At 40.1% G+C, this 23,298-nt stretch carries 21 protein-coding genes; 8 read left to right on the plus strand and 13 right to left on the minus strand.

The features are described 5' to 3' along the window. Positions 1–179 precede the first annotated feature (179 nt). Together hflX and SporoP32a_RS07915 are read right to left on the minus strand one after the other, a co-directional pair. On the minus strand, positions 180–1,448 hold the full coding sequence (hflX, locus tag SporoP32a_RS07910; protein WP_085427403.1) for a GTPase HflX: 1,269 nt from the start codon (positions 1,446–1,448) through the stop codon (positions 180–182). A 51-nt stretch (positions 1,449–1,499) separates the two neighbouring features. Beyond that, the gene (locus tag SporoP32a_RS07915) at positions 1,500–2,201 is read right to left on the minus strand and encodes a VOC family protein (protein WP_198166245.1); all 702 of its coding nucleotides are present in this window, start codon (positions 2,199–2,201) and stop codon (positions 1,500–1,502) included. Positions 2,202–2,387: 186 nt separating this feature from the next. Here SporoP32a_RS07915 and SporoP32a_RS07920 point away from each other — a divergent pair, with 186 nt between their 5' ends. The 3 genes from SporoP32a_RS07920 to SporoP32a_RS07930 all read left to right on the plus strand — a co-directional run bounded on the left by SporoP32a_RS07920 (position 2,388) and on the right by SporoP32a_RS07930 (position 4,884). Further along, on the plus strand, positions 2,388–2,855 hold the full coding sequence (locus tag SporoP32a_RS07920) for a nucleoside deaminase (protein ID WP_085427405.1): 468 nt from the start codon (positions 2,388–2,390) through the stop codon (positions 2,853–2,855). Positions 2,856–2,948: 93 nt separating this feature from the next. Continuing rightward, positions 2,949–3,680 carry an oxygen-insensitive NADPH nitroreductase gene (gene nfsA, locus SporoP32a_RS07925; protein ID WP_085427406.1) on the plus strand — a complete coding sequence of 244 codons (732 nt, stop codon included), beginning with the start codon at positions 2,949–2,951 and terminating at the stop codon, positions 3,678–3,680. Positions 3,681–3,702: 22 nt separating this feature from the next. Beyond that, a complete protein-coding gene (locus SporoP32a_RS07930) occupies positions 3,703–4,884 on the plus strand; it encodes a class I SAM-dependent methyltransferase (RefSeq protein WP_085427407.1) in 1,182 nt (393 codons plus the stop codon). Positions 4,885–4,939: 55 nt separating this feature from the next. Here SporoP32a_RS07930 and SporoP32a_RS07935 read toward each other — a convergent pair whose 3' ends face one another. Continuing rightward, positions 4,940–6,124, minus strand: coding sequence for a MalY/PatB family protein (locus SporoP32a_RS07935; RefSeq protein WP_085427408.1), 1,185 nt, complete (start codon positions 6,122–6,124; stop codon positions 4,940–4,942). Positions 6,125–6,270: 146 nt separating this feature from the next. Between SporoP32a_RS07935 and SporoP32a_RS07940 the strand changes: the two genes are divergently transcribed. Both SporoP32a_RS07940 and SporoP32a_RS07945 read left to right on the plus strand, forming a co-directional pair. Next, entirely contained in the window at positions 6,271–8,499 is a 2,229-nt protein-coding gene (locus tag SporoP32a_RS07940) for an S-layer homology domain-containing protein (RefSeq protein ID WP_158232616.1), read from the plus strand. Between the two features lie 86 nt (positions 8,500–8,585). After that, positions 8,586–9,581: an NADPH:quinone oxidoreductase family protein gene (locus tag SporoP32a_RS07945; protein WP_085427410.1), complete on the plus strand. Its 996-nt coding sequence runs from the start codon at positions 8,586–8,588 to the stop codon at positions 9,579–9,581. A 44-nt stretch (positions 9,582–9,625) separates the two neighbouring features. Here the strand turns inward: SporoP32a_RS07945 and putP are convergent, their stop codons facing one another. Then, entirely contained in the window at positions 9,626–11,101 is a 1,476-nt protein-coding gene (gene putP / locus SporoP32a_RS07950; protein WP_085427411.1) for a sodium/proline symporter PutP, read from the minus strand. Positions 11,102–11,331: 230 nt separating this feature from the next. Here putP and SporoP32a_RS07955 point away from each other — a divergent pair, with 230 nt between their 5' ends. Next, the gene (locus tag SporoP32a_RS07955; RefSeq protein WP_085427412.1) at positions 11,332–11,655 is read left to right on the plus strand and encodes a YbjQ family protein; all 324 of its coding nucleotides are present in this window, start codon (positions 11,332–11,334) and stop codon (positions 11,653–11,655) included. A gap of 163 nt (positions 11,656–11,818) precedes the next feature. Here SporoP32a_RS07955 and SporoP32a_RS07960 read toward each other — a convergent pair whose 3' ends face one another. Together SporoP32a_RS07960 and SporoP32a_RS07965 are read right to left on the minus strand one after the other, a co-directional pair. After that, entirely contained in the window at positions 11,819–12,505 is a 687-nt protein-coding gene (locus SporoP32a_RS07960) for a gluconate 2-dehydrogenase subunit 3 family protein (protein WP_232319614.1), read from the minus strand. A gap of 199 nt (positions 12,506–12,704) precedes the next feature. Beyond that, positions 12,705–12,899: a YwbE family protein gene (locus SporoP32a_RS07965; protein ID WP_085427414.1), complete on the minus strand. Its 195-nt coding sequence runs from the start codon at positions 12,897–12,899 to the stop codon at positions 12,705–12,707. A gap of 126 nt (positions 12,900–13,025) precedes the next feature. Between SporoP32a_RS07965 and SporoP32a_RS07970 the strand changes: the two genes are divergently transcribed. Both SporoP32a_RS07970 and SporoP32a_RS07975 read left to right on the plus strand, forming a co-directional pair. Continuing rightward, the gene (locus tag SporoP32a_RS07970; protein ID WP_085427415.1) at positions 13,026–13,466 is read left to right on the plus strand and encodes a YtoQ family protein; all 441 of its coding nucleotides are present in this window, start codon (positions 13,026–13,028) and stop codon (positions 13,464–13,466) included. A gap of 151 nt (positions 13,467–13,617) precedes the next feature. Continuing rightward, entirely contained in the window at positions 13,618–16,449 is a 2,832-nt protein-coding gene (locus tag SporoP32a_RS07975; protein ID WP_085427416.1) for an ATP-binding protein, read from the plus strand. Positions 16,450–16,507: 58 nt separating this feature from the next. Here the strand turns inward: SporoP32a_RS07975 and SporoP32a_RS07980 are convergent, their stop codons facing one another. The 7 genes from SporoP32a_RS07980 to sigW form a co-directional block, all read right to left on the minus strand. Further along, entirely contained in the window at positions 16,508–16,819 is a 312-nt protein-coding gene (locus SporoP32a_RS07980; protein ID WP_232319635.1) for a response regulator transcription factor, read from the minus strand. A 69-nt stretch (positions 16,820–16,888) separates the two neighbouring features. Further along, positions 16,889–18,508, minus strand: a complete 1,620-nt coding sequence (locus tag SporoP32a_RS07985; protein ID WP_085427418.1) for a diguanylate cyclase — start codon at positions 18,506–18,508, stop codon at positions 16,889–16,891. Between the two features lie 124 nt (positions 18,509–18,632). Then, complete coding sequence (gene glmM, locus SporoP32a_RS07990; protein WP_085427419.1) at positions 18,633–19,982, minus strand: phosphoglucosamine mutase; 1,350 nt, start codon at positions 19,980–19,982, stop codon at positions 18,633–18,635. Positions 19,983–20,033: 51 nt separating this feature from the next. Further along, positions 20,034–21,014, minus strand: coding sequence for a CdaR family protein (locus tag SporoP32a_RS07995; RefSeq protein ID WP_085427420.1), 981 nt, complete (start codon positions 21,012–21,014; stop codon positions 20,034–20,036). After that, positions 21,007–21,843 (minus strand): diadenylate cyclase CdaA, encoded by an 837-nt coding sequence (cdaA, locus tag SporoP32a_RS08000; protein ID WP_085427421.1) that lies wholly within the window; start codon positions 21,841–21,843, stop codon positions 21,007–21,009. The genes SporoP32a_RS07995 and cdaA overlap by 8 nt, the downstream gene beginning before the upstream one ends. 152 nt (positions 21,844–21,995) lie before the next feature. Continuing rightward, on the minus strand, positions 21,996–22,631 hold the full coding sequence (locus tag SporoP32a_RS08005; RefSeq protein ID WP_085427422.1) for an anti-sigma factor family protein: 636 nt from the start codon (positions 22,629–22,631) through the stop codon (positions 21,996–21,998). 12 nt (positions 22,632–22,643) lie between these two features. Further along, positions 22,644–23,207: an RNA polymerase sigma factor SigW gene (sigW, locus tag SporoP32a_RS08010; RefSeq protein ID WP_085427423.1), complete on the minus strand. Its 564-nt coding sequence runs from the start codon at positions 23,205–23,207 to the stop codon at positions 22,644–22,646. Positions 23,208–23,298: the final 91 nt, after the last annotated feature.

Below are 23,298 nucleotides of genomic sequence, written 5' to 3' on the forward strand. Positions count from 1 at the left end.
CTTGGTCTATATAAACGAGTGCTCTAAGTATTTCATCTTATTTTTCGTCAAGAGGTTTAGATTCTCGTCAATCGGGCAAACTAGAAGCATCCCACCCCCTTTCTCTTCTTATAAAGATAAAAGGTTTTAGCTGCACGCATTGCGCGTGCAGCTCTTTTTTTGCCTTTCTTCAATTATACTTACTTCAGAACAAATTCTTTCAGTCGTTCACATTCACTTTGTGGCATCTCTACTGTGATAACGGTTCCTTCTTCTTCGTACGCAGTATCTTTAATTGAGGCATTTTCATTAAGATGTGCGACGATTTCGCCACGATCATATGGAATCATTAGCTTACATGTGACATATTGACGGAATAAGTTTTGCTGAATCAATGTTAACAATTCAGTGATACCTTTATTTTCGCCAGCAGACATCCAAATACTTTGATCTTTTATGCGTGGATAGGAGATTTCAGCCAAGTCCGATTTATTATATATATTGATGGTAGGAATACTCTTCACGCCTATATCTTCTAAGGTTTCATTGGTTACATCCATCATATGGCCATGTTCTTCATCAGAAACATCCACGACATGCAATAATAAATCTGCATTCTTAGCTTCTTCTAGCGTCGAACGGAATGCTTGGACGAGATGGTGCGGGAGTTTGGAAACGAAGCCTACCGTATCCGTCAAAATGAATTCTTTTTTGTCAGAGAGCTTGATCTTTCTAACAGCGGTTTCAAGCGTTGCGAATAACATATTCTTTTCACTAACCTCTTTGGATTCATCGACATCCGTATATTGCAATAAGCGATTCATCAACGTCGATTTCCCCGCATTTGTATAGCCCACGATAGATACGACAGGTATGCCGCTTCTTACTCGTTGTTTTCGTTGTGTTTCACGTTGGTCACTTACATGCTCAAGTTCCCGTCGTAGTTTAGCAATCTGATCTTCAATCTTCCGGCGATCGAGCTCAAGCTTTGTTTCACCGGCTCCTTTATTCTGCAAGCCGCCTCCCGTACCGCCACCTTGTCTGCTGAGTGATGCACGAAGTCCAACAAGTCGGGGCAATGTATATTGTAGTTGTGCCAATTCGACTTGCATTTGTGCTTCTCGATTGCGTGCGCGTCTCGCAAAAATATCCAATATAAGCATCGTACGGTCGATGATTTTACATTCTAGTTCCCTTTCAAGATTTCGCAACTGAGAAGGAGATAATTCATCATTGAATATGAGTAAATTTGCTTCCGCATCTTCATAAATGTCCCGGATTTCATCAATCTTTCCTTTTCCAATATAAGTGGATGGATTTTTTCGTTCCAGATTTTGTGACACTTCACCTACGACTTCTACATCTATTGCTTCAGCTAAGTTCTTCAACTCTTCCATTGCATATTCAAAATGCAAATCCTTTTGTTCGTGCACGCCGACAATTACGGCTTTTTCAATTAACACATCCATGCTAGCATCCCTCCGACGTCTTTACATATAGTTTACCCTTCGTTCTGTTGCCTAATCGTTCAATGTGCAATGAATCCCCGCCAAGCGTTGTACTGTGTCTTGTTTTTCTACAAAGCGCAATAAAACATCTCCGATTTGGATGTCATGTGTATCTCCCACTTTCTTTGACAATAACACTGCCCACTCCGCTGTCTCGCGTAATGGATCTTCTACATGGAAAACACATTCTGAAATTCTCTGTTGAGTATGAGTTGCTGTACGTGCACCCGTTTTTTCAAGGCGGGTCTGTCGTTGTGCTTCTGATTCTTCCCATTCAATAAAAAATGGGTAGGGTAATTCATTTGATACACTTTGTTCTATAAAGAGCATCTTCCAACGAAGCACTGTTCCCTCCTCTGTTTTTCGAGAAGCATGAAGAATCTTAGTTGTTGTGAAACCTTTGTTATCTAGTTCCTTCTTCCATTGTTCCATATCTTCAACTGAGAAGCATACAGTCGCCCAGCCGTCCCCTTGTTGCTGATCATAAAAGTATTGTGCAATAAGTGGTTGGTCGGCGGCTGCGGCTTGCGCTTTTTCGAGATCTTCTACTGTAAGCCATTCAATATATACATTATCGGTATACAATAATGCATTGGCGGTTCCCCAGTTCTCATGCTGTCCGCCCACTACTGCCTGATTGCCTTTTGCACGTTGTTCTTTGACTACGTTTTTAACGTGATCGCGAGTGAAATAGACAATGTGATCAAGTTTCATACTGAACATACCCTCCTTGATAGATGATTTCCTTCTATCTTAACAAACCTTTCCTCCCAAACGGCATTCCCCGACTTCCCCCACGATGGAATACTTTGTCTCCGTTCCGAATATTTTGTATGATGAAAGCAGAAAATCAGACACTATTTCTCGGGAAATCAACTACTTCGACAGGAGGTAACCATAATGAAGCATCAAGAATGGCTAACGTATACAGTGGAATTGGCTGTAGTAAATGTTCAGAATGGCGGCGGTCCGTTTGCTGCGATACTAGTGAAGGATGGAGAAATCATCGGTTTAGGTGTGAATCCACCGTCAACCGTAAATGACCCAACAGCCCATGCTGAGTTACTGGCAATCCAAGAAGCGTGTGCACACTTACAAACGCACGATTTGTCAGATTGTGTATTATATGCAAGCGGTGAGCCTTGTCCGATGTGCCTTGGTGCGTCATATTGGGCTACTGTCGGACAAATATTTTATGCATGCAGTAAAGAAGAGGCGCATCAAGCAATAGGTTTTGCAGATCCTCTGATAGAATTCTTTCCGGATCAGCAACTATCTCCAGAAAAACGTTCTGTCCCATTCATTCAGAATAAAATAACAGATGCAACAAAACCTTTCTTAGTATGGGATCAACAGCAGTCCAGATAATCTTCTCTGTTTCCTGAAAGGTCAGAATGGTGTAGGATAAAAGAATAGTTTCAGGAAGTTTTGACCTGATAAAAACGAATGCGGAGGGATTGTATGGTAATCGATTTATTAAAGTCTCACTCATCAGTTCGACGTTACAAAGATGAACCGATCTCAAGAGAAACAGTAATGGAATTAATTAAGGCAGGTCAGCACGCGGCAAGTTCTCACTTTGTGCAAGCTTGTACCGTCATGTATGTAACGGACACTGAAAAACGTGGACAACTAGCGGAGCTTTCTAAGAACCGCCGCCAATTCTATACAGCAGGAGCCGTATTGGTCTTTTGTATGGACTACAACCGATTATCTCACGCTGCACGTTTACACGGTCAGGAAATTGACTATACCGTAGCAGAGAATGTATTGGTAGGCGCAATTGATGTAGGTCTATTCTCGCAAAATGTCGTCATCGCAGCTGAATCAAAAGGGTATGGTATTTGCTATATCGGCGGCGTACGTAATGCTATGGAAGAAATTTCGGAAGTACTGGAACTACCTAAAGGTGTTGTACCGTTATTTGGCTTGTCGATTGGTGTTCCAAATGAATCCAATGGTGTCAAACCACGGTTACCTGTAGAAGCAGTCTTACATGAAAATACGTATAACGAAGAAAAATACAATGATCTATTACCAGCATATGATGAAATCATGAAAGAATACTACGCTACCCGCGACTCCAATCAACGTGAAACTACATGGACAAAGGAAATGGCAGACTTCCTTGAAGCACCGAGAAGAACCGAACTTCAAGCATTCTTGCAAAAGCAAGGATTCCTATTGAACTGAACACAGACAGGAGTGTCAAACAATGTCAGTAGATGACGTGCTGGAACTACTCCAGCGACGCATGACAGATGGAACATTCATCCGCGCGACCATTAGTCGACCACGAATGAAATCCAATGATGTAAAGAGAATTAAGTTAAAACCACTTGAATTAAAAGGTGCATTTTATATTCAATTTGAATATCAGCATGAACGTGTTCTAAAACACGAAAATATAGCACTTGAAGATGTGGCAAAGCCGCTTCATGATGCGTTGGAAAACTTCAAACAGTTTCATATTGATTTATCCGATGAAACGATACAGATTCAGATTTCTAAAAAAATGAAAGTATCCATCAAACGCATTTTCCTAAACACGGAGAAGACCGTTGACTATGCACATAATCGGACAAAGAATTATGCTTTACATGAAGGTACACCATACCCATTCCTTATCCGTCTTGGTGTCCAAACGCCAGAAGGTAAAGTCAAAAATCAAAAACACGATAAGTTTCGTCAGATTAACCGCTTCGTCGAATTGATCGATGACACTCTATCGCATTTACCAAAAGACCGCCCTATTCGTATCTTAGACTTCGGATCAGGTAAATCTTATTTGACGTTCGCATTGTATCACTACTTGCGAATCGAAAAAGGACTCGACATTCGGGTCACGGGATTGGACTTAAAAAAAGAAGTTATTGAAGAGTGTCAGGAAATTGCCCGTGATCTGCATTATGATCAGCTCGAATTCTTAGTAGGCGATATCAATGAATATGATGGGGATACGGCAGTCGACATGGTCGTAACGCTCCACGCATGTGATGTAGCAACTGATATGGCATTAGCAAAAGCCGTTAACTGGGGAGCTTCGGTTATTCTATCCGTTCCTTGTTGTCAGCATGAGCTATTTTCACAAGTTCAAGCTCCTGCACTGGATGTCATGCTGCAGCATGGTCTAGTAAAGGAACGTTTTGCTGCACTTGCAACTGATTCGATTCGTGCCGAACTGTTAACTTTAGTCGGTTACGAAGCACAGCTTGTTGAATTCATCGATATGGAACATACACCAAAGAACATATTGATTCGAGCCTATCGAAACGACAAGCAACCGAGTACTGAGCAAGTCACACGCTATACGGCGTTTAGAAATATGCTGCAAGCAAAGCCATTTCTTGAGAATGAATTAAAACCACTTCTCGGATTTCTGCCTTCAGAAGTCTAAGAAAAAAGGATCGCCACAACGTCTCTCTGACGATGTAGTGATCCTTTTTATATCCTTATAGCTGTGGTAAATGCTCGATAATACTGTCGACTGCCTTTTCAATATAGTGCGGTTCTGTACCAAGATTCAAACGGATAAATCCTTTGGAGTTTTCTCCGAACCACTCTCCGTAATCGATAGCCAATCTACATGTATCTTGGACGAATTCTTTCACACCATTTGGCTCGATATATGCGCGTAAATCAATCCATAGTAAGTACGTTCCTTCAAGTGGAGTAATTACTAATTTAGGTGCATGTGCAGTAAATTGTTCCACTGCATAGCGTGCATTTGCTTGAACAACTTCGCGCAAACCTTCTAGCCAGTCTGCGCCATGATTATATGCTGCCTCTGCAGCGGTCATGCCAAGCATATTTACCTCAGTCTGATTTACCGATTTCACGAACGTATCGAATTGCTTCAATAACACTTCGTTTTCAATAATAATCTGTGATGTCAACAAACCTGCCAAGTTGAATGTTTTCGACGCGGCCGTAACAGTTATGACACGGTCAGCGAATTTACCGTCTGCGACAATGGCAGATGGTATGTGTTTATGATCGTCAAACGTCATATCATGATGGATTTCATCCGATACAACTAGCACGTCATGCTTATCACAAATAGACAACAGTTTTTCAGCTTCCTCAGCCGTCCATACACGGCCAACAGGATTATGCGGTGTACAATGAATGAACAACTTCACGTCACGATCTACTATTTGCTTTTCAAAGTCTTCAAAATCGATCGTATAGACACCATTCGAGTTGACGAGTTCGCTACTGATCAGAGTACGGCCAGTATCTTTCACTGCGTTCGCAAACGGGTAATAGACTGGCGACAGGATGATCACGGCATCTTCAGGTTTTGTAAATGCATTGACGAACCAGTATAACGCAGTAACGACACCTGTAGAGAAGCGCATCCATTCCTGTTTCACTTCATATCCGTGCTGATCACGCTCCCACTTAATGAATGCGTCATAATAAGAATCCGGCGCATATGTATAGCCAAATACTCCAAAGTCGACTTTTTCTTTCATCGCATCTATCACTTGCTCTGGTGCTTTAAATTCCATATCCGCTACCCATGCTGCAAGTAAATCCGCATCACCGAAACGTTCCTCAAGCTTGTCCCATTTCAAGGAGTTCGTACCTTTTCGATCAATTGCATAGCGTTGTAAAAATTCTTCTTTATTCATGTAGAAACCTCCGCTGTTTTCAATTTTCAAGCAGTCATTCTATTCAGATTGTATCATATGTAATCATTTGCTTCCCACGTTGTTGTTAAGATTTTATTTGGGGTATACTATATTATCGAACTGAAATGCAGCTGGAGGTAATGAAGGTGAGAAAATGGAATACCGCACTTGTTTTAACAGCACTACTACTCTTTTTTTCCATTCAGTCTGTCAGTGCACAAACGACAGATGTAAAATATATAGATGTTCCCAACCACCATTGGGCGAAAAATGAGATTATGCAACTAGATGAAATGAAAGTGATCACCGGGAATTTCGACATGCAATTCCATCCCGAAACTCCCCTAACTAAAGGACAGGTCGCTGTTTCGTTATCCAAAATATTCGGTTCAGAACTACTAGACAAATCTTATGGTTTTTCAGACATTACGTGGGGTTCCGATAAAGGACGCTTTGCATTAACTGCTGTAAAGAATGGATGGATTCAACCTAGTAGTCCAGGCTATTTCGGATTTGATGAACCCGTGACGAAGACCGAGCTATGGGAAGCATTCAATACTGCTTTTAAGCTGGAGAAAGACATTGGGAAAGTGTTATCTACTAGTTGGCCATCTAGTTCAGATAGAGCTACTTTGCAGAACATTCCTGTATACACGTTTCCTCAAATAGAGGAATTTCTTCATTACGGTGACTCGATTGTTTCGAGAGCGTATTTTTCAAAAGCATTGCACGGGATCCTAGTGAAAACCAACCGCATTAAGCAATCAAAGCACTACACACTTTCTGCTCCGGTAGAATCCGATACCTATATTACCAGTGTACCCGAGACCTATTTAGGAAATGTACCGTTCAGTACGCACCCTCTTTATTTGCGCTCTGAGGAGGCATTTGAATATAAAGACTTTACGCAAACTAACTATGGTTTCTCGCGTGACAGCACATATACGTACGCTGTTGGAAATGAAGGTGCAGAAATAAAATTAACAGTCCGTGATTTGCCTAATAAAGATGTGTTTGTATTTTCGGAACTAACCAATCCTACTGAAACATCTATTACGGTAGAAGTACTTCAAAAAGAACAAAATATCGCACGTTTTGATTTATTCCGCTACGATCGCTATCCACTCATGCGGGAAAACACGGATTTAGCTGATGCAGATATGACAACGTATCCAACAGGCGTGTTACGCTTCATTAAGACAGACGGCACGGTAGAAGAACGAATGATTGGGCAAGCGTATCAATCCAAACAACTATCTCTTCGCTATGATAATGGCGAACAAAGTGTCTCACGCGAACTTCTGGACGAGCGGGAAAACTTTTCCTATGCATTGGCGGGTAAAACACTGCTATCTTCTTATACACTTCAAGCGAATACAGGGGAAATTGCTGATCATTGGTATGTAGACTCCGATGAACAATTGTTCAATTCAAAAGAAGACATATTCAAGTGGATGAGAGAAACTAGCCAAAACCACAAGAAGCGTAATAAGTGGTACACGGCAGATGGATCGTATAATAAGCTAGCGGACTCTACAGAACCTATGCCTATTACGGGGCAAAACTACGGTCGTACATTATTAATGCTGAAAGAAGATCGCGCATTGACCCTTTACCATGAAAATAAAGGACGGTACTTTGAAAATCTGGTCTATAACGCTTTCGTCAACTTGAAGAATTTTAAACAAGATAAAGATTATTGGGAAACAGAAGTAACAAGTACGTATTTGAAAAACTTATATGATATTCACGCACCGTTCATCGATACACGTTTCAATGAACAAATCGCGTTATTCTATTATAAAATTGGCGGGGAGTTTGGAATTCCTTCTGCGAATGAACCGTTGCGTGATTATGCGGACCTACTTGTTTCTCAACAACAAAAAGGAAATATTAATCGTGTAGCTAGCGATGCGTTTTACATTGCGGACTACTTCCCGATTAATCAGAAAGTCACGACACACACATCCATGAACCATGCTCTAGGCGGAATGAATATCTTGCTCATGTCCTATCAAGAGTTCGGTGATTGGCGATATCTTCAAACCGCGCGTAATATACAGCGTGCAATTACTTATCAAAAGGATAAATGGATTCGAGATAATGGTGACATCTGGTACAAGATTTCCCCTGAATCCAAATTTGAAGGTGATGATTATAAACATCTGACATTGGAAGACTTGATTGAATCGTATCAACTTTGGCAGCGAATTGATCCTAGTCAATTGCCAACATTGAAGCAACTAATCATTTCTAAGGCTACCTTCCTATCGAATGAAAAACTTGGCTACACGACAAAGATAAAAAAAGGCTTGAAGAAAATTGGTTTATACGAATATCTTCCTGAAGGTGACGAAGTGACGGACGCGTTATAAATGCAGTAAATCCTACACTTTGAACGAATGGACTTACTGCGTTACACTACAAGTACAGTAAAGTTCAACTTAGGAAGGAGATTCACATGACACAATTATTTAACGCTCTTGTAGTAGACAAGCACGAAGAAGAATTTTCAGTACAGGTTAAACAGCTCACATTAAACGATCTGCCTGAAGGTGACGTATTGATTCGCGTCCACTATTCAGGCATCAACTACAAAGACAGTTTAGCATCGATTCCAAATGGAAATATCGTACAGAGCTACCCAATGATACCCGGTATCGACTTAGCTGGGGTAGTGGAATCTTCAACAGATGATCGATTTAAACCGGGTGATGAAGTCATCGCAACTAGTTATGAAATTGGCGTTTCGCACTTTGGTGGATACAGTGAATATGCTAGCGTGAAATCAGAGTGGGTAGTTCCACTTCCGGAAGGTCTTTCATTAAAGGAAGCTATGATTATTGGAACAGCTGGCTTCACGGCTGCATTGTCCGTTCAACGTTTAGAGGAAAATCATTTATCTTCTGAAAAAGGTAAGGTGCTAGTAACTGGAGCAACAGGCGGTGTTGGAAGTTTTGCGATTTCATTTTTATCGAAGCTCGGTTATGAAGTAGAAGCAAGTACAGGTAAAAATGAGGAACATGCTTATTTGAAGTCTATTGGGGCAACTTCGATTGTTTCCCGCGAAGAGGTGTATGACGGAAAGATCCGAGCTCTTGGTAAACAAAAGTGGGCAGCAGCCGTAGATCCGGTTGGCGGAGAACCACTCGCTTCTTTGTTAAGTCAAATCGATTATGGTGGATCGGTGGCAGTGAGCGGATTAACCGCTGGAACAAAAATTCCGACGGCCGTCTTCCCATTTATCTTACGTGGAGTGAATTTGCTCGGTATTGATTCGGTCTATTGCCCGATGGAAACTCGCAAAAAAGTTTGGGACCGACTTGCAAATGACTTGAAGCTTTCTAATTTAGAGCAACTCGTTCAACAGGAAATCTCTTTACATGAACTTTCCGATGCCCTTCCGACATTATTGAAAGGTCAAGCACGTGGCAGAACCATTGTGAAACTAGCTTAATACTATAAAAGCCATCCTCGCAAAGCGAGGATGGCTTTTATGTATTATTCTTCTAGTAACTCCAACGTGTCATCGTATTCTTTTTGAATAACCGGATCATGTTTATACGTTACTTTACTTACGAGAACCGCAACAAGTAGACACAATGCAAATCCAGGAACAATTTCATACAATGCATCGTGAAGGAAATCTATACTTCCCCAAATCCCTACCGTTATAGCACCAATAATCATACCGTATAATGCTCCTTTAGCCGTGAGCTTTCTCCAGTATAATGATAAGAGAATAATCGGGCCAAACGCTCCTCCAAAACCTGCCCATGCAAACGAAACAAGTTTTAAAACAGATTCTTTATTAGGCCAAGCAAGAACCATTGCAATAATCGCCACCACTAGTACTGCCATACGCCCTAAAAACACATAGCGACTCTCAGAAGCGTCAGTTTTTATCACCGCTTTATACAAGTCTTCAATCAAAGCCGATGATGTCACAATCAACTGTGAAGAGATCGTACTCATAATAGCCGCCAATACAGCCGCCAGCATGATACCTGCGATGAGCGGATGGAATATGATCTGCCCCAGAACAATAAAGACTGTTTCAGGATCTGCCAATTCCACACTATTTTGCTGGAAGTATGCTATACCAATGAGCGCAGTAGCGATCGCACCGATCAAACTCAGCAACATCCAGCCAATACCGATTCTTCTCGCACTCTTTGTCTCTTTCACTGAAGTGATCGCCATGAAACGTACGATGATATGTGGCTGTCCAAAATAACCAAGACCCCATGCTACTGAGGATATTATTGTGACAACACTGACGCCTGACACAATGTTAAACAACGCCGGGTCGACTTCACGTATACTTGCTGCTGTTTCAGAGAAACCACCTGTAACAAAGATTCCGAACGTTGGTACTAAAATCAGTGCCAAAAACATAATTAGACCTTGTACAAAATCTGTATAGCTAACTGCTAAAAATCCGCCGAACAATGTATAAGCCAGAACTACGACCGATACAATGATAAGACCTGTATGGTAGTCCAATCCAAACGAGCTCTGGAAGAACTTCCCTCCCGCGACCATTCCGGAAGATACGTAGAATGTGAAGAATACCAAAATAATTATTCCTGAAGCCACTCTCAATAAACGGGATGTATCTTTCAATCTGTTATCCAAAAAACTCGGGATGGTGATGGAGTTATTCGATATTTGGGTATAAGCACGCAAACGCGGTGCAACAAATAACCAGTTCAGATAAGCACCCACTGTCAAGCCTATTGCGATCCATGCTTCACCGAGTCCACTTAAATAGATAGCACCAGGCAAGCCCATCAATAGCCAACCCGACATATCAGAAGCACCTGCACTTAACGCGGTGACTGCTGGTCCAAGAGAACGCCCGCCTAGCATATAATCAGTTAGATTCGAGGTTCGCTTGAATGCATACCAACCGATTAGCAGCATAGCTACCATGTAGACAATAATAGAAATAAGTTGATACATTTGCTCAGTCATCTAATCAACTCCCCCTTTCAATCAATATACCTATATTACCTTATGAATAGTGCAGTTTGCACCTTTATTTAGTGATTCGTAGAATAGAACTACTTTTCTCGACAGTATTTCCCGGGAAATCACACCCTTTGACATAGGAAATTCTAGTGACGATTTTGCATACTATGCAGTTATATTGAAACCTATTTTCACATCATAACGTATATATACAAATTGAAGGGGGAGATTGGATGTTACACACGACAACGAATGTTCTACAGGGCAAAACGATTGAGACTTATCATGGAATTGTATCCGGTGAAACCATTATGGGAGCCAATATCGTTCGGGATATTTTTGCGTCTGTCACCGATATTGTGGGTGGCCGCAGTGCTGCATATGAAAGTAAGCTAACAGAAGCACGTCAAACGGCAATCGACGAAATGTCACAGAAAGCGAGTGCTATGGGAGCAAACGCAGTAATTGGGGTAGACTTGGATTTCGAGATGGTTCGTGAAGGTATGATGATGTGCATTGCAACCGGTACAGCTGTTACGTATCGGGACGGAGAATAAAACAGCAGAAAACCTCATCTTTTTATAAGATGAGGTTTTCTTGTCTACATGGAGACTAATTATCACTTTTTATTTTTTGCCATTTTTGTAGATTCTGTCAGATGACTTACAAAGGATTGTTACTCTATCATCGTAAAGTCTGTAATACTATGCTATCAATCGCTTAAGGTTCCATTTCGATTGCTTTTTCATTTTCAATTTCATTGAGGAATGACATTTGGTGTCCTGGAAAACCGTTCAACTTCCAATCTTCAATAGTGTGATTTCCATTATAGATCGGATTCGAATAGACGCCTTGCAATGTAGCAGAACGCAATAAGCGGAAGAATAAAGCTGAGTCTACACCTTCCATACTTACCTTATTGTTTTGGAAAGAAGCCAAAATTCGATCCATTTGCACCTCTTCCAATTCAACGAAACGTTTGCCGAATAAACTACTAGCTTCTTCCTCTAATTTCGCAATCCCCTGTCTAAATATTTCCGCACATGTTAGATCGGTCTGATAGCCTGCCTTCGGTTCACCAGGATAGAAAGCCCCTTGCATATGCTCTTCTGTATTACTGCCATAGGGACCGGCTAATTGATTATCAATGAAGAATGGTACACCTAATCCAAGCGCGCCAGAACCGATTTCGTCTTTAGAAAAGATTCGTTCAACAGCTGCGGTTAATGTTTCGAACTCCTCTGGATTAGTAAAAAACACTCTACTGCGAGTATTCACTTCTGATTCCACATTTTTAGACTTGTCCTCTTTTACAACATTCATGGATTTCTTGCTTTTATATCCAACTAGTCCGCCAATCAGACCTCCACCTAGCAAAGCCCCTGTAGCAATCCCAGTAGTTTTCAAAAAGCCGCGTTTAGTTACACTTGATTTCTTTCGTGTTTCGATAATTCATCCTCCTCCGATTTTTTCTTAGACAATGAGCATTATTGTTTGTCCATACTCCATTGTATGAACGTCAACCGGTAAATAGAATAGAAAATAAAAAAACACATAGCATGGTTGCTGTGTGTTCGATAATGCTTTTATATTCTGCACGAACTTATTAACCCAATATCTCTGCTACACGCCCAACTTGCCCATCTTCAAGCCGCACTTTAATACCGTGGGGATGGAAACTTGAGTTTGTCAGTAAATCTTTTACAACGCCTTCTGTTTTTATCCCACTGCGTTGATCCTTCTTCAAAATAACCGCAACGCGTAAACCTGGTTTAACATCTGATCGATTCTGTCCATTCATATACTAATCGCTCCTCTTTTTTATTTAAGTGTACCATATGAATGACCTTCCCTTCTTCAAGTACTTCGGATGAATGAAGATGTAATGCATGATACAATAAAGACTATCAAACTAGGAGGGGTTTTTATGCGATTAACAGTATACCTAGCTGGGGAGATTCATACATCTTGGCGAGAAGAAGTCAAACAACAAGCAAAAGATCTTCAATTACCTGTCGACTTTGTCGGACCTATGGAAGACCATGACCGTTCGGACAACATCGGAGAAGAGATTCTAGGAGAACAGCCCGATAAAATCTTCAAAGACGTCGCTGCTTCTAGCCTTAATAACTTACGGACTGAAATTTTACTAAAGAAATCGGATGTTGTCATCGCGCTATTTGGCGAACAGTATAAGCAGTGGAACACCGCTATGGACGCAAGTGCAGCAGTAACTTTTGGGAAACCACTCATTTTAATCCGCCAAGAAAAGCATCATCACCCATTAAAAGAACTATCCCGCAAAGCACATGTTACAGTGGAGTCGGTAGACCAGGCAGTTTTAGCACTGAAATATATTTTCGAATAAATTATATACAGAGGACAAGCCTATCAAATTTTAGCGCTTGTTCTCTGTTTTTCATTTGAAACTTCTTGTCCTAAACTGAAAGTTCTATCAGCATGTAGTGGAAAAAAATGATAGAATAGGAGTATGTGTGTAGGTAGGAAGGGGTAATCGGATGGCGCAAAAAAAAGGTATTCGTCAACACTATATAAAAGTATTTATTATTTCAATAGTCACTGCCATCATAGGAATGACTAGCATGTATTTTTATGCTAGTAGCTCTTGGGATGACTTGGAAGACGAACAGCAAGACTCATACAAAAAGACACAATTGGTGGAAAATATATCAGACTCAGTCCAAGATCTCTTTTTCCGAATCCGGGGCTACTATGCATTTCAAATAGAAGAAGAACTAAACTTTGCTTACAAAGCAATTGAAGATATTCACTCCTATTCCCGTGAATTCAAATCGCTTCGCCTAAATGCAGAAGAACAGAAAATCATTAGTGAAATTGACAATTTTTTGATGGAATACGAAAACGTAACACTTCCAACCGCTATTCATTTCGTTGAAGGAGACGATTATGAAGGCTTGCGTGAATTGGCAAAGAGTGGGGCAAATCTTTCCGTTAATAATTTTATTACATATGCCAATAAATACGAAGACTCATCAAAAGAAAAGCTTACAGGATCATATGATCGAATAAAACAACAATCTAAAGTATTCTTTTTACTTATCACAATACTCGGCTTTATCTTCTTACTCATTCCCATCTACATGGTGTGGAACGTTATCAACCGTGTAGTAAAGCCTGTTGAAGAGATCACACGCGCAGCAGATCAGTATGAAACAGAGGGTACAGTCCTGTTCCAGCCTATACAAGCAGATAATGAAATCGGCGCACTTTCCCAATCCATTCATAAAATGATGCAGCGCATTCAAATGAATGAACAAGAACTACTTTCTCAAAATGAGGAGTTAATCACACAACAGGATGAATTGTTTCATCGTCAAACAAAGATGGAATTCGCCTTATCAGAAGCTAGATTTTCTCGTTTACGTTTAGAACGTTACAATGGCTTGAGTCATCTTTTGTCATTCTCGTTAGATAAGCAAGAAGTGTGCGATCAAACTTCCAACTACCTAAATCAAATCTATCAATCCGACTTAAGTTTTCTATGGTTTCCTAAAAGCGACATTCATGCGCTAAAGGGTGTTTCAGAAAATCTTTTCAATGAAATTAAACGAGAACGTCTCGAATATATGAAAGTCCGTCTTGAAACAGAGCCCTATTTCATTATCAAACGAGAAGCAGATTATGAAAAAGGTATTGCTGACAACACTACATTTGTCTATGATTTCGTGACAGGCATTTACAACACCTCAAACGAACTCAGCGTAGTCTCCATCATTTCGCGCATCGGTAAGCCATTTACCGAGGATGATCAAGACGATTTATACGGTTTGCTAAAACGAATAGCAATTGGAGTAGACCGGATTGAGCAATACGAGCTCATAAGTCATGAACGTCAATTGAATCAAAGTATATTGGATAATATAAATGAAGGTATTCGTTTCGTTTCAAATACAAGTGAAAATGATAAGTACAATGCGGCCTTATTTCAGTTACTTGGCATGGAACCTGAAACAGAACATGGACAGTGGTCACGTGAAAAATGGACAGAGTATTTCTTGGATCGTATCAATAATCCTATTGAATACAAAGCATTTCTTGAAAATGCACTCAAACCCGAATCGACTGAATCTATTACTAACAAATATATACTCTCATTACCATCTGAAAGATCATGTGTCATGGAAGTATATAGTGTCCCAATTATTATTCAAGAAGAAAAGGTCGGAACTATCTTTGTACACCGTGATATAACACATGAACATGAAGTCAATCAAATGAAGACCGAACTAGTGTCGACTGTCAGTCACGAATTACGAACGCCATTATCCAGTATTCTTGGATTCTCTGAGCTTTTGCTAAATAAGGACATGGATGACACACGCAAAAAACGTTATCTTGAAACGATACACAGCGAAGCAAATAGACTGACTTCACTTATCAATGACTTTTTAGATATTCAGCGAATGGAATCAGGTCGTCAATCCTATACTCTCGAAGATTTATCCGTCATGGAAGTAGCTGAAAAAGCTGTGGCTAATTTACTCATTCAATCACCAATTCATACTATAAACGTGCAGGATTTAACCTACTCTTCTATAGTGCGAGCTGATTATGATCGAATTCTTCAAGTATTCATGAATTTAATCGGCAATGCTATTAAATTTTCCCCTGATGGCGGAAAAGTAAATATCACTCTTTTAAATCAACAGGATACAGTGGTAGTTTCCATATCAGATGAAGGTATTGGAATTCCTTCAGATAATACCGAGCATCTATTTGAGAAATTCTATAGATTTGATAATAGCTACAGTAGAAAAATAGGCGGCACAGGGCTTGGACTATCTATTTGTAAGGAGATCGTACAAGACCATAATGGACAAATTTGGGTAGACTCCGAGGAAAATGTAGGAACGACTATTTTCTTCTCACTTCCTTTAAAACAGCTATTGCCTAAAGAACAGATTGATACTGATAAACCTTTGGTCGTAATTGTGGAGGATGATGTAAATATCTCATTATTGCTAGGAGAAGAGTTAGCAAGTAATGGATTTTCAGTAATTCATCATTCCAAAGTAAGCAAAGCATTCGTATGTATTGAAAAAATGCAGCCCGTGGCAGTCGTCGTTGATTTAATGTTAGATAAAGGTGAAAACGGCTGGGAGTTAATTAAACAAATGAAAGCATACGCTAGAACTCAATCGATACCTATTGTCATTTCCTCTTCTATGGAAAAAGAACCATTACTGATGGAGAAATTTCATGTCAGCGAATATTTGACGAAGCCTTACCCACTTAGTGAGTTGTCCACTATTATCATACAAACTATAGATCAACCAGACGGAAGAATTTTATACCCTGAGAACAACTAAAAAGAACGTCCTTTCCAGTTTGGAAGGACGTTCTTTTTTGTATAGATATGTAGTGAAATTAAAATAGTGATTTAACCAATTCAATCAGTTCATTCGGGCTAAACGGTTTAGGCATGAAGTAAGTGGCCCCTTTCGCTAAAGCGGCATCCTGATCTGCTTGTTGTGCTTTCGCAGTAAGCATAATAACAGGGGTTTCCAGTTTCAGCGGTTGTAGACGCTCCAATAGTTCCAAACCTGTCATACGCGGCATCATATAATCCAAAAGAATGACATCATACTGATTGCTTTGAATCTTTTCAAAGGCTTCTTCCCCGTCTTCTGCTTCTTCTACTTGAAATCCTTCAAATTCTAAAGTATCCGTGAGCAGCATACGCAAAATTTCTTCATCATCTACAACTAACACTTTCTTTCCTACATATGTCAAAGTGGGCACCTCCTTCTATTCTCTTTTGTCAAATAAACGATTAGCCAGCTTATCAATTCGTCCAAGTACTTCTGTCGGTTGGAAAGGCTTAATAATATAATCATCCGCACCAAGCCAAAGAGCTGCCTTAATATCATTCGCACTTTTTCTGGCAGTCATCATAGACACAGTGACATTTGTTTTGGCGTGGTCACTCTTTAAGCGACTCAACACTTCCAATCCATCCATTTTCGGCATGACCCCATCAAGTAGTACGATAAAGTAGGCATCTTGACTGTACCAGTCATCCTCTAAAAACGAAGGGCCGTCAGCATACGTCTTGACTGTAATATCGATCTCAGAGGATTTTAACTCTAGCAAAGTTTGTTGAAGAATCTGTCTGATAAACGAATCATCGTCTACAATAATGACAATCAACTTTCTTTTTACAACCCGTTTTCTCTGATCGTAGATGACAGTTTGATTTCTCCCTGAACGTTTGGCTTCATAAAGTGCTTGGTCAGAAGCGGATATCAGATTTGCAGTATTCCCTTTATACGTCGCACTGCCTGCCGAGAAGGTTACTTGGAAGGTTTCGTCACCTGAAGTGAATATAGTTTCATTAAACTTATCCCGAATCCGTTCAACGGCATGTACTGTGTCTTCCGCTTTAATGTTATCAAACAACAAAGCAAACTCTTCACCGCCATAGCGAAACACATAATCGCCTTCACGTTTTTCATTTTTAATGATTTCTCCAAACTTCCGTAGTACTTCATCGCCTGCTGGATGCCCGTACAAATCATTTACTTGTTTAAAGTGATCTAAGTCCACTATGACAAGCGAGAAAATCGCTTCCGATTGATCTGCCTTTTTAGCCAACGTATTAATCGTTTCGTCGAAGTAACGGCGATTACCTACACCTGTCAAACTGTCTGTAATCATACTACTACTGATCGCATGTTGACGCATTTGGCGGTTGAACAAATAAGGGAAAAAGACGTCCATATCAAATGGTTTGGATATCAAGTCCATAGCACCCCGACGATAGGTCTCGATCAGAATTTCTTTCGTTGCTTCTTCACTAGATATAGCTAACGTTGTGTTCTTTTGACGCGCTGTTTCTGCAATTTGATCAAGCACCTCAAAGCCAGTCATATCAGGTAATTTTGCATCTATAATTACAATACTTGGTCTCATGGAGTAAAATTGTTCAATTCCACGCTTCCCATTTAATGAGATTATTACTTGAGCACCTAGCTTCTCAAGTAACTCTTTTAAATAGGATACAAACTCCAAGTCATCATCAATAATTAGAATAAAGGTTTCTTGATCTAGACGGTTGACGTAGCGATCGGGTAATTGAAATTCTTCTTTTTTCACGGCAACAGTATCATCGAAATACGCACGTATACGATTCTTCAGATTCTCCAATGAAGAAACAGGAATTTTCTGATCATTGGAAGACGTCAGGATTTCTAATTGTGATGCACAAAAGAGAGACAACTGTTGCAATCCGATTGTCCCAGAAGTTCCCTTCAATTTATGAAGAAAATAATACAACTCTCGTTCCGTTAAACTACCACGAACTTTCCACTCTTCAAAGATATTCTCAGTACGTTGTGCGAGCATATTCTGATATTTCTTTTGACTCACTATTTTCCCCTCCGTTCAGCGGAAGCATTCCCATTTGGCCTCTACTTCTGATTCCCCGTATTCACCTGTGTACAAAAAGAAAGCTGGTAATATAGAACGTACTACTACCAGCTCAAATGCATATTTATTCTAGACCCATTTCTTCTTTCACTACTTGTGAAATTCGATCTGCATAAGCCACACATTGTGCTTCTGTTTCAGATTCGACCATTACACGAACAAGAGGCTCTGTACCGGAAGGGCGTACAAGTACTCTTCCCTGTCCATTCATCTCTTTCTCCACTTCGTTAATAACTCCAACAATACGCATATTATCCATAACAGCATATTTATCATTAACACGAATATTGATGAGTTTCTGTGGATACACGGTCATTTCAGATGCCAATTCAGATAATTTCTTACCTGTTTGTTGCATAATATTAACTAATTGCAATGCCGTCAGTAAACCATCACCCGTTGTATTATAATCCATGAAAATAATGTGACCGGATTGTTCTCCACCAAGATTATAAGAATTCTTGCGCATCTCTTCTACAACATAGCGATCACCAACAGCTGTTTGGACACTCTTCATGCCGAATTCTTCTAAAGCCTTATAGAAGCCCAGATTACTCATCACTGTAGAGACAATTGTGTCTCCTTTTAATCTACCTTTGCTATGTAAATATCGAGCAACGATGAACATAATCTGATCACCATCGACTATATTTCCTTTTTCATCAACTGCAATGAGACGATCCCCATCGCCATCAAATGCCAGTCCGATATCTGCACTCTTTTCCACTACAAGTGACGCAAGGGTTTCAGGGTGTGTAGATCCAACTCCATCATTAATATTCAAGCCGTTTGGAGAAGCGCCCATTGTAGTCAAGTCTGCATCCAAATCCGCAAATACATGTGTCGCCAAAACTGAAGTCGCACCGTGCGCGCAATCCAGTGCAACATGGATATTCTCAAAGTCCTCATCCACGATTTGTTTCAGATATTGAATATATTTTTGACCGCCTTCAAAGTATTCCGTAATGGTCCCAACATTTCCCCCAACCGGACGAGGCAATGTATCTTCTTCCGCGTTTAATAGTTGTTCAAATTCCTCTTCTTGTGCATCTGTTAATTTAAAGCCACTTTCTCCGAAGAACTTAATTCCATTATCTTCAACAGGGTTGTGTGATGCTGAAATCATGACCCCTGCTTGAGCATTCATAACGCGTGTTAAATAGGCAACACCTGGTGTACTGATGACGCCCAGTTTCATGACCTCCACACCAACAGATAGTAGACCTGCTATTAAGGCATTCTCAAGCATTAAGCCAGAAATCCGTGTATCTCTACCTACTAACACTTCTGCTTTTTCTTCTACTTCTTTAGTGAATAAATATCCACCGATTCTGCCTAGTTTAAATGCTAGCTCGGGTGTTAGCTCTTTGTTAGCTACACCTCTGACGCCGTCTGTTCCAAAATACTGTGTCATGTTCTATTCTTCCTTTCGATCTTATCTAAGTAGATCACGTTTGGTAAGATTTTATGATTCTTTACTATCGTCCGTCTTTTTTGATATATCCGAAGCTTCACCTGAAACCTTCACCTGGACTTTTAATTTAGCAGGTACTATTCGAGTAATTCCTTCAGGTTTTTTTACGTCTACTTCCACTTTTCCAGTTTTATTTATTTTCGTTACATCCAACTCTACTGGAATTTCTTTAATAGCGTCGACTACACTCTTCGGACCATATATACGAATTGATTTATTTTCTGGGACTGCACTTTCAATAGTTACTTCTTCTGTCGGCTGTCCTATTTGCTGCAATTTCAATGGAACTTCACGGCTGTATTCCTGAATATCCACTTTGACAGTGACTTCTTCCGGATCCAATGAAACTGATAATTTATTCAAGTCTCGATCCAATACACGAACGCGAGATTTTTGTTCAAACGATTTATCCAAACTACCTTCACTTGTAATAGAAACTTTCACGAAATTAATTGCATTCACAACACTTTTCGCTCCTGTTACATTAATCGTAGAAGGCTGGACATCCATACTTTTCACTTCATAACCTTCAGCTAATAATCTAGTGTTCATCTCTGGATCCACACGGAATGATTGAGTTACCTTTTCTTCAATATTGATACTAACCGTTGCAGGGTCAAGTCGAACATCCAGTTTATCGGATAAGTTTTCTGCTTGTATACGAACGTTATGTTCACCTAGCGTTAAATTCTGCAAATCCAATTTCAATGAGAAATCTTTTAATAACTTCGTAGTCTGTACAATTTGAGCAGGACCTTCAATTGTCATATTGACCATATCAGGAACGCCAGTTACAACTAAATTCTCGGTATCATAGTATACTTCTACGGGCACGTCTTGTATAAGATCGAATACATCGCCCATAGTATTTCGGCTGGATTGATCTTCAGCTTTTACTGATAAAAACAGCATAATCGCCAAAAACAATGCAGTCAATCGCAGAAACCAGGGGCTGTCCATGAATTTATCCATTTTTTCTCTTCCCCCACTTCCATAGAGAAGTATCTGTTTGTCCTGTAGTGTTACCAAACCATGAAATACGTAATATTTTTTCAAATTCTTCTATATCTAGTTTACGGTTGATTTCTCCGTCTGTCGCCACACTAATCGCACCCGTTTCTTCTGAAACAATGATGGTTACCGAATCAGTTACTTCACTAATTCCAAGCGCCGCACGATGCCGTGTGCCGAGTTCTTTTGAAATAAACGGACTTTCTGATAAGGGTAAATAACAACCTGCAGCTGCAATACGATTTTTCGTCACAATAACAGCCCCGTCATGCAATGGCGTGTTCGGAATGAAAATATTGATAAGAAGTTCGGATGTAATATGTGAGTTCAAAGGGATGCCTGTTTCGATGTATTCACTAAGACCTGTTTCCTTTTCAATTGTAATTAACGCACCAATACGCCGCTTAGCCATATAGCTAACGGATTTGACAAATGCATCAATCAGACGGTCACGTTCTTCTTCTTCTTGCATTGCAGTCCGCGCAAAGAGTCTGCCTCGTCCTAATTGTTCTAGCGCTCTACGTAATTCGGGCTGGAATATGATGATAGCAGCCAAGAAACCGAAGCGAAGCACTTCTTCCATCATCCATTGAAGAGTTTTCAAACCAAGCCATTCCGTGATATAACGACCAATCAAAATCACGAAAATACCTTTCAGTAATTGAACGGCTTTTGTCCCTTTAATAATAGTAATTAATTTATAGAGTACGAACCAAACAAGAAGCACATCCACAATATTTTTCAGTATTCCTATTGGTGCTAATGTTGTTACTTGCTCCAAACCCGGCATGTGCTTCCCCTACCTTTTAAAAAAGTTCTTATTTATCTAGTATAGCATAATTCCCAACTAACATGCCCAACTAAAAGGTGTTGTATAAACGAATGAGAATTAAAAAAGGTGATGCGTAAGCCTGGAAGCCGCATCACCTTTTTAACTTATTCTTATTCCTTTTCGACCTTTTGTTCTTTCGAGGCAGGGATAATATCTTTTGCGACAGATTTCATCTTATACCATAGCCAATCGAATATTTCATTAATCTCTTCGCTTGATCCTGTAATGACGGCAGTGGAGGCCATATACTTCGAACCGCGTATCACGGTCACATTGCCGTCTACTTCTCCTTCTATTCGAAGGTTTCCATTCTTTACGACAAGATCTCCGACAACCGTCTCACCCGCTGGTACAACTACAGTCTCCCCTTCAACCACTATATTAGGTTGTTTAGTAAATGAAAACTGTTGTTCATTTTCAAAGCTCGAGAAGAATGATGCGCTCATAAGCAATAAAAACAACGCAGCCGCCACCATAAATGGATGCTGACGGAACCACTTCTTCGGACCTTTCTTGATGGTCTGTCTGGGTAATCGCGCATTCACGTTACTGACAAATCCAGCAGGTGCTTCCACTACATCTATACTTGTAAACAAGGTAACGGTTTGCTGTAATTCCTCGAATATATCTCTGCACTCTTCACAGGACTTTAAATGTTCGTTCAAAATCTGCTCTTCTTCATTAGTGATTTCACCATCTAAAAACGCATGCATATAATGGACAACATGTTTAGGACATTTTTCCATGAATCCAACCTCCTACATACTCCCCATTTGTTGTCGAAGTGCTTCACGTCCACGATGTACTCGTGTTTTCACTGTACCAAGTGGCATCTCTAAAATGTCAGCAATCTCCTGCAACTGTAGGTCTTCCATATATCTCAAAATAATTATCGTACGGTATTTATCGGGCAGCCTGTTTACTTCATATTGAACACGATCTTTCATTTCCATCTTCTCTACTTCTTCTTCAGGTAGCTGATGATCCGTTGCGATTTGTGAATACATATCCAAGCCTTCTGTTCCTGGCACCGTAGCATCTAGATAATAATCGGGTTTTTTCTTACGAATACGATCAATACATAGATTAGTCGCAATACGATACAGCCAAGTAGAAAACTTCCGCTTTTGATCATACGTTTCCAAATTTACATAGGCACGCACAAAAGCCTCTTGTGCAATATCTTCCGCTTCCGCTGCATTATTCAACATTCGATAGCACACTTGATATAATCGGTGTTGAAAATGAATAACAATCTCTTCAAAAGCTTCTTGATTACCGTTTAATACTTCTTTTACTCGTTTATTAATCAATTCGTCCAATAGGCTTCACCTTCCGCTCTTATGCGGCTGTCCCTTTATATACGTTAGATACTTCATTTGGTTTCATTTTTTCTTCATTTATTTTGTCCAT

The sequence above is a fragment of the Sporosarcina ureae genome (assembly GCF_002109325.1).
GTDB lineage: Bacteria > Bacillota > Bacilli > Bacillales_A > Planococcaceae > Sporosarcina > Sporosarcina ureae_C.

Bases quoted from the DNA above. Each gene is read 5' to 3' on its own strand.
- SporoP32a_RS07975 (WP_085427416.1), top strand. From the start codon at position 13,618: ATGGCGCAAAAAAAAGGTATTCGTCAACACTATATAAAAGTATTTATT.
- putP (WP_085427411.1), bottom strand. From the start codon at position 11,101: ATGACTGAGCAAATGTATCAACTTATTTCTATTATTGTCTACATGGTA.
- SporoP32a_RS07935 (WP_085427408.1), bottom strand. From the start codon at position 6,124: ATGAATAAAGAAGAATTTTTACAACGCTATGCAATTGATCGAAAAGGT.
- SporoP32a_RS07920 (WP_085427405.1), top strand. From the start codon at position 2,388: ATGAAGCATCAAGAATGGCTAACGTATACAGTGGAATTGGCTGTAGTA.
- hflX (WP_085427403.1), bottom strand. From the start codon at position 1,448: ATGGATGTGTTAATTGAAAAAGCCGTAATTGTCGGCGTGCACGAACAA.
- SporoP32a_RS07970 (WP_085427415.1), top strand. From the start codon at position 13,026: ATGCGATTAACAGTATACCTAGCTGGGGAGATTCATACATCTTGGCGA.
- cdaA (WP_085427421.1), bottom strand. From the start codon at position 21,843: ATGCCGGGTTTGGAGCAAGTAACAACATTAGCACCAATAGGAATACTG.
- nfsA (WP_085427406.1), top strand. From the start codon at position 2,949: ATGGTAATCGATTTATTAAAGTCTCACTCATCAGTTCGACGTTACAAA.
- SporoP32a_RS07915 (WP_198166245.1), bottom strand. From the start codon at position 2,201: ATGAAACTTGATCACATTGTCTATTTCACTCGCGATCACGTTAAAAAC.
- SporoP32a_RS07945 (WP_085427410.1), top strand. From the start codon at position 8,586: ATGACACAATTATTTAACGCTCTTGTAGTAGACAAGCACGAAGAAGAA.
- SporoP32a_RS07965 (WP_085427414.1), bottom strand. From the start codon at position 12,899: ATGAATGGACAGAATCGATCAGATGTTAAACCAGGTTTACGCGTTGCG.
- SporoP32a_RS07995 (WP_085427420.1), bottom strand. From the start codon at position 21,014: ATGGATAAATTCATGGACAGCCCCTGGTTTCTGCGATTGACTGCATTG.
- SporoP32a_RS07955 (WP_085427412.1), top strand. From the start codon at position 11,332: ATGTTACACACGACAACGAATGTTCTACAGGGCAAAACGATTGAGACT.
- SporoP32a_RS07930 (WP_085427407.1), top strand. From the start codon at position 3,703: ATGTCAGTAGATGACGTGCTGGAACTACTCCAGCGACGCATGACAGAT.
- SporoP32a_RS07980 (WP_232319635.1), bottom strand. From the start codon at position 16,819: ATGCTGCTCACGGATACTTTAGAATTTGAAGGATTTCAAGTAGAAGAA.
- SporoP32a_RS08005 (WP_085427422.1), bottom strand. From the start codon at position 22,631: ATGGAAAAATGTCCTAAACATGTTGTCCATTATATGCATGCGTTTTTA.
- glmM (WP_085427419.1), bottom strand. From the start codon at position 19,982: ATGACACAGTATTTTGGAACAGACGGCGTCAGAGGTGTAGCTAACAAA.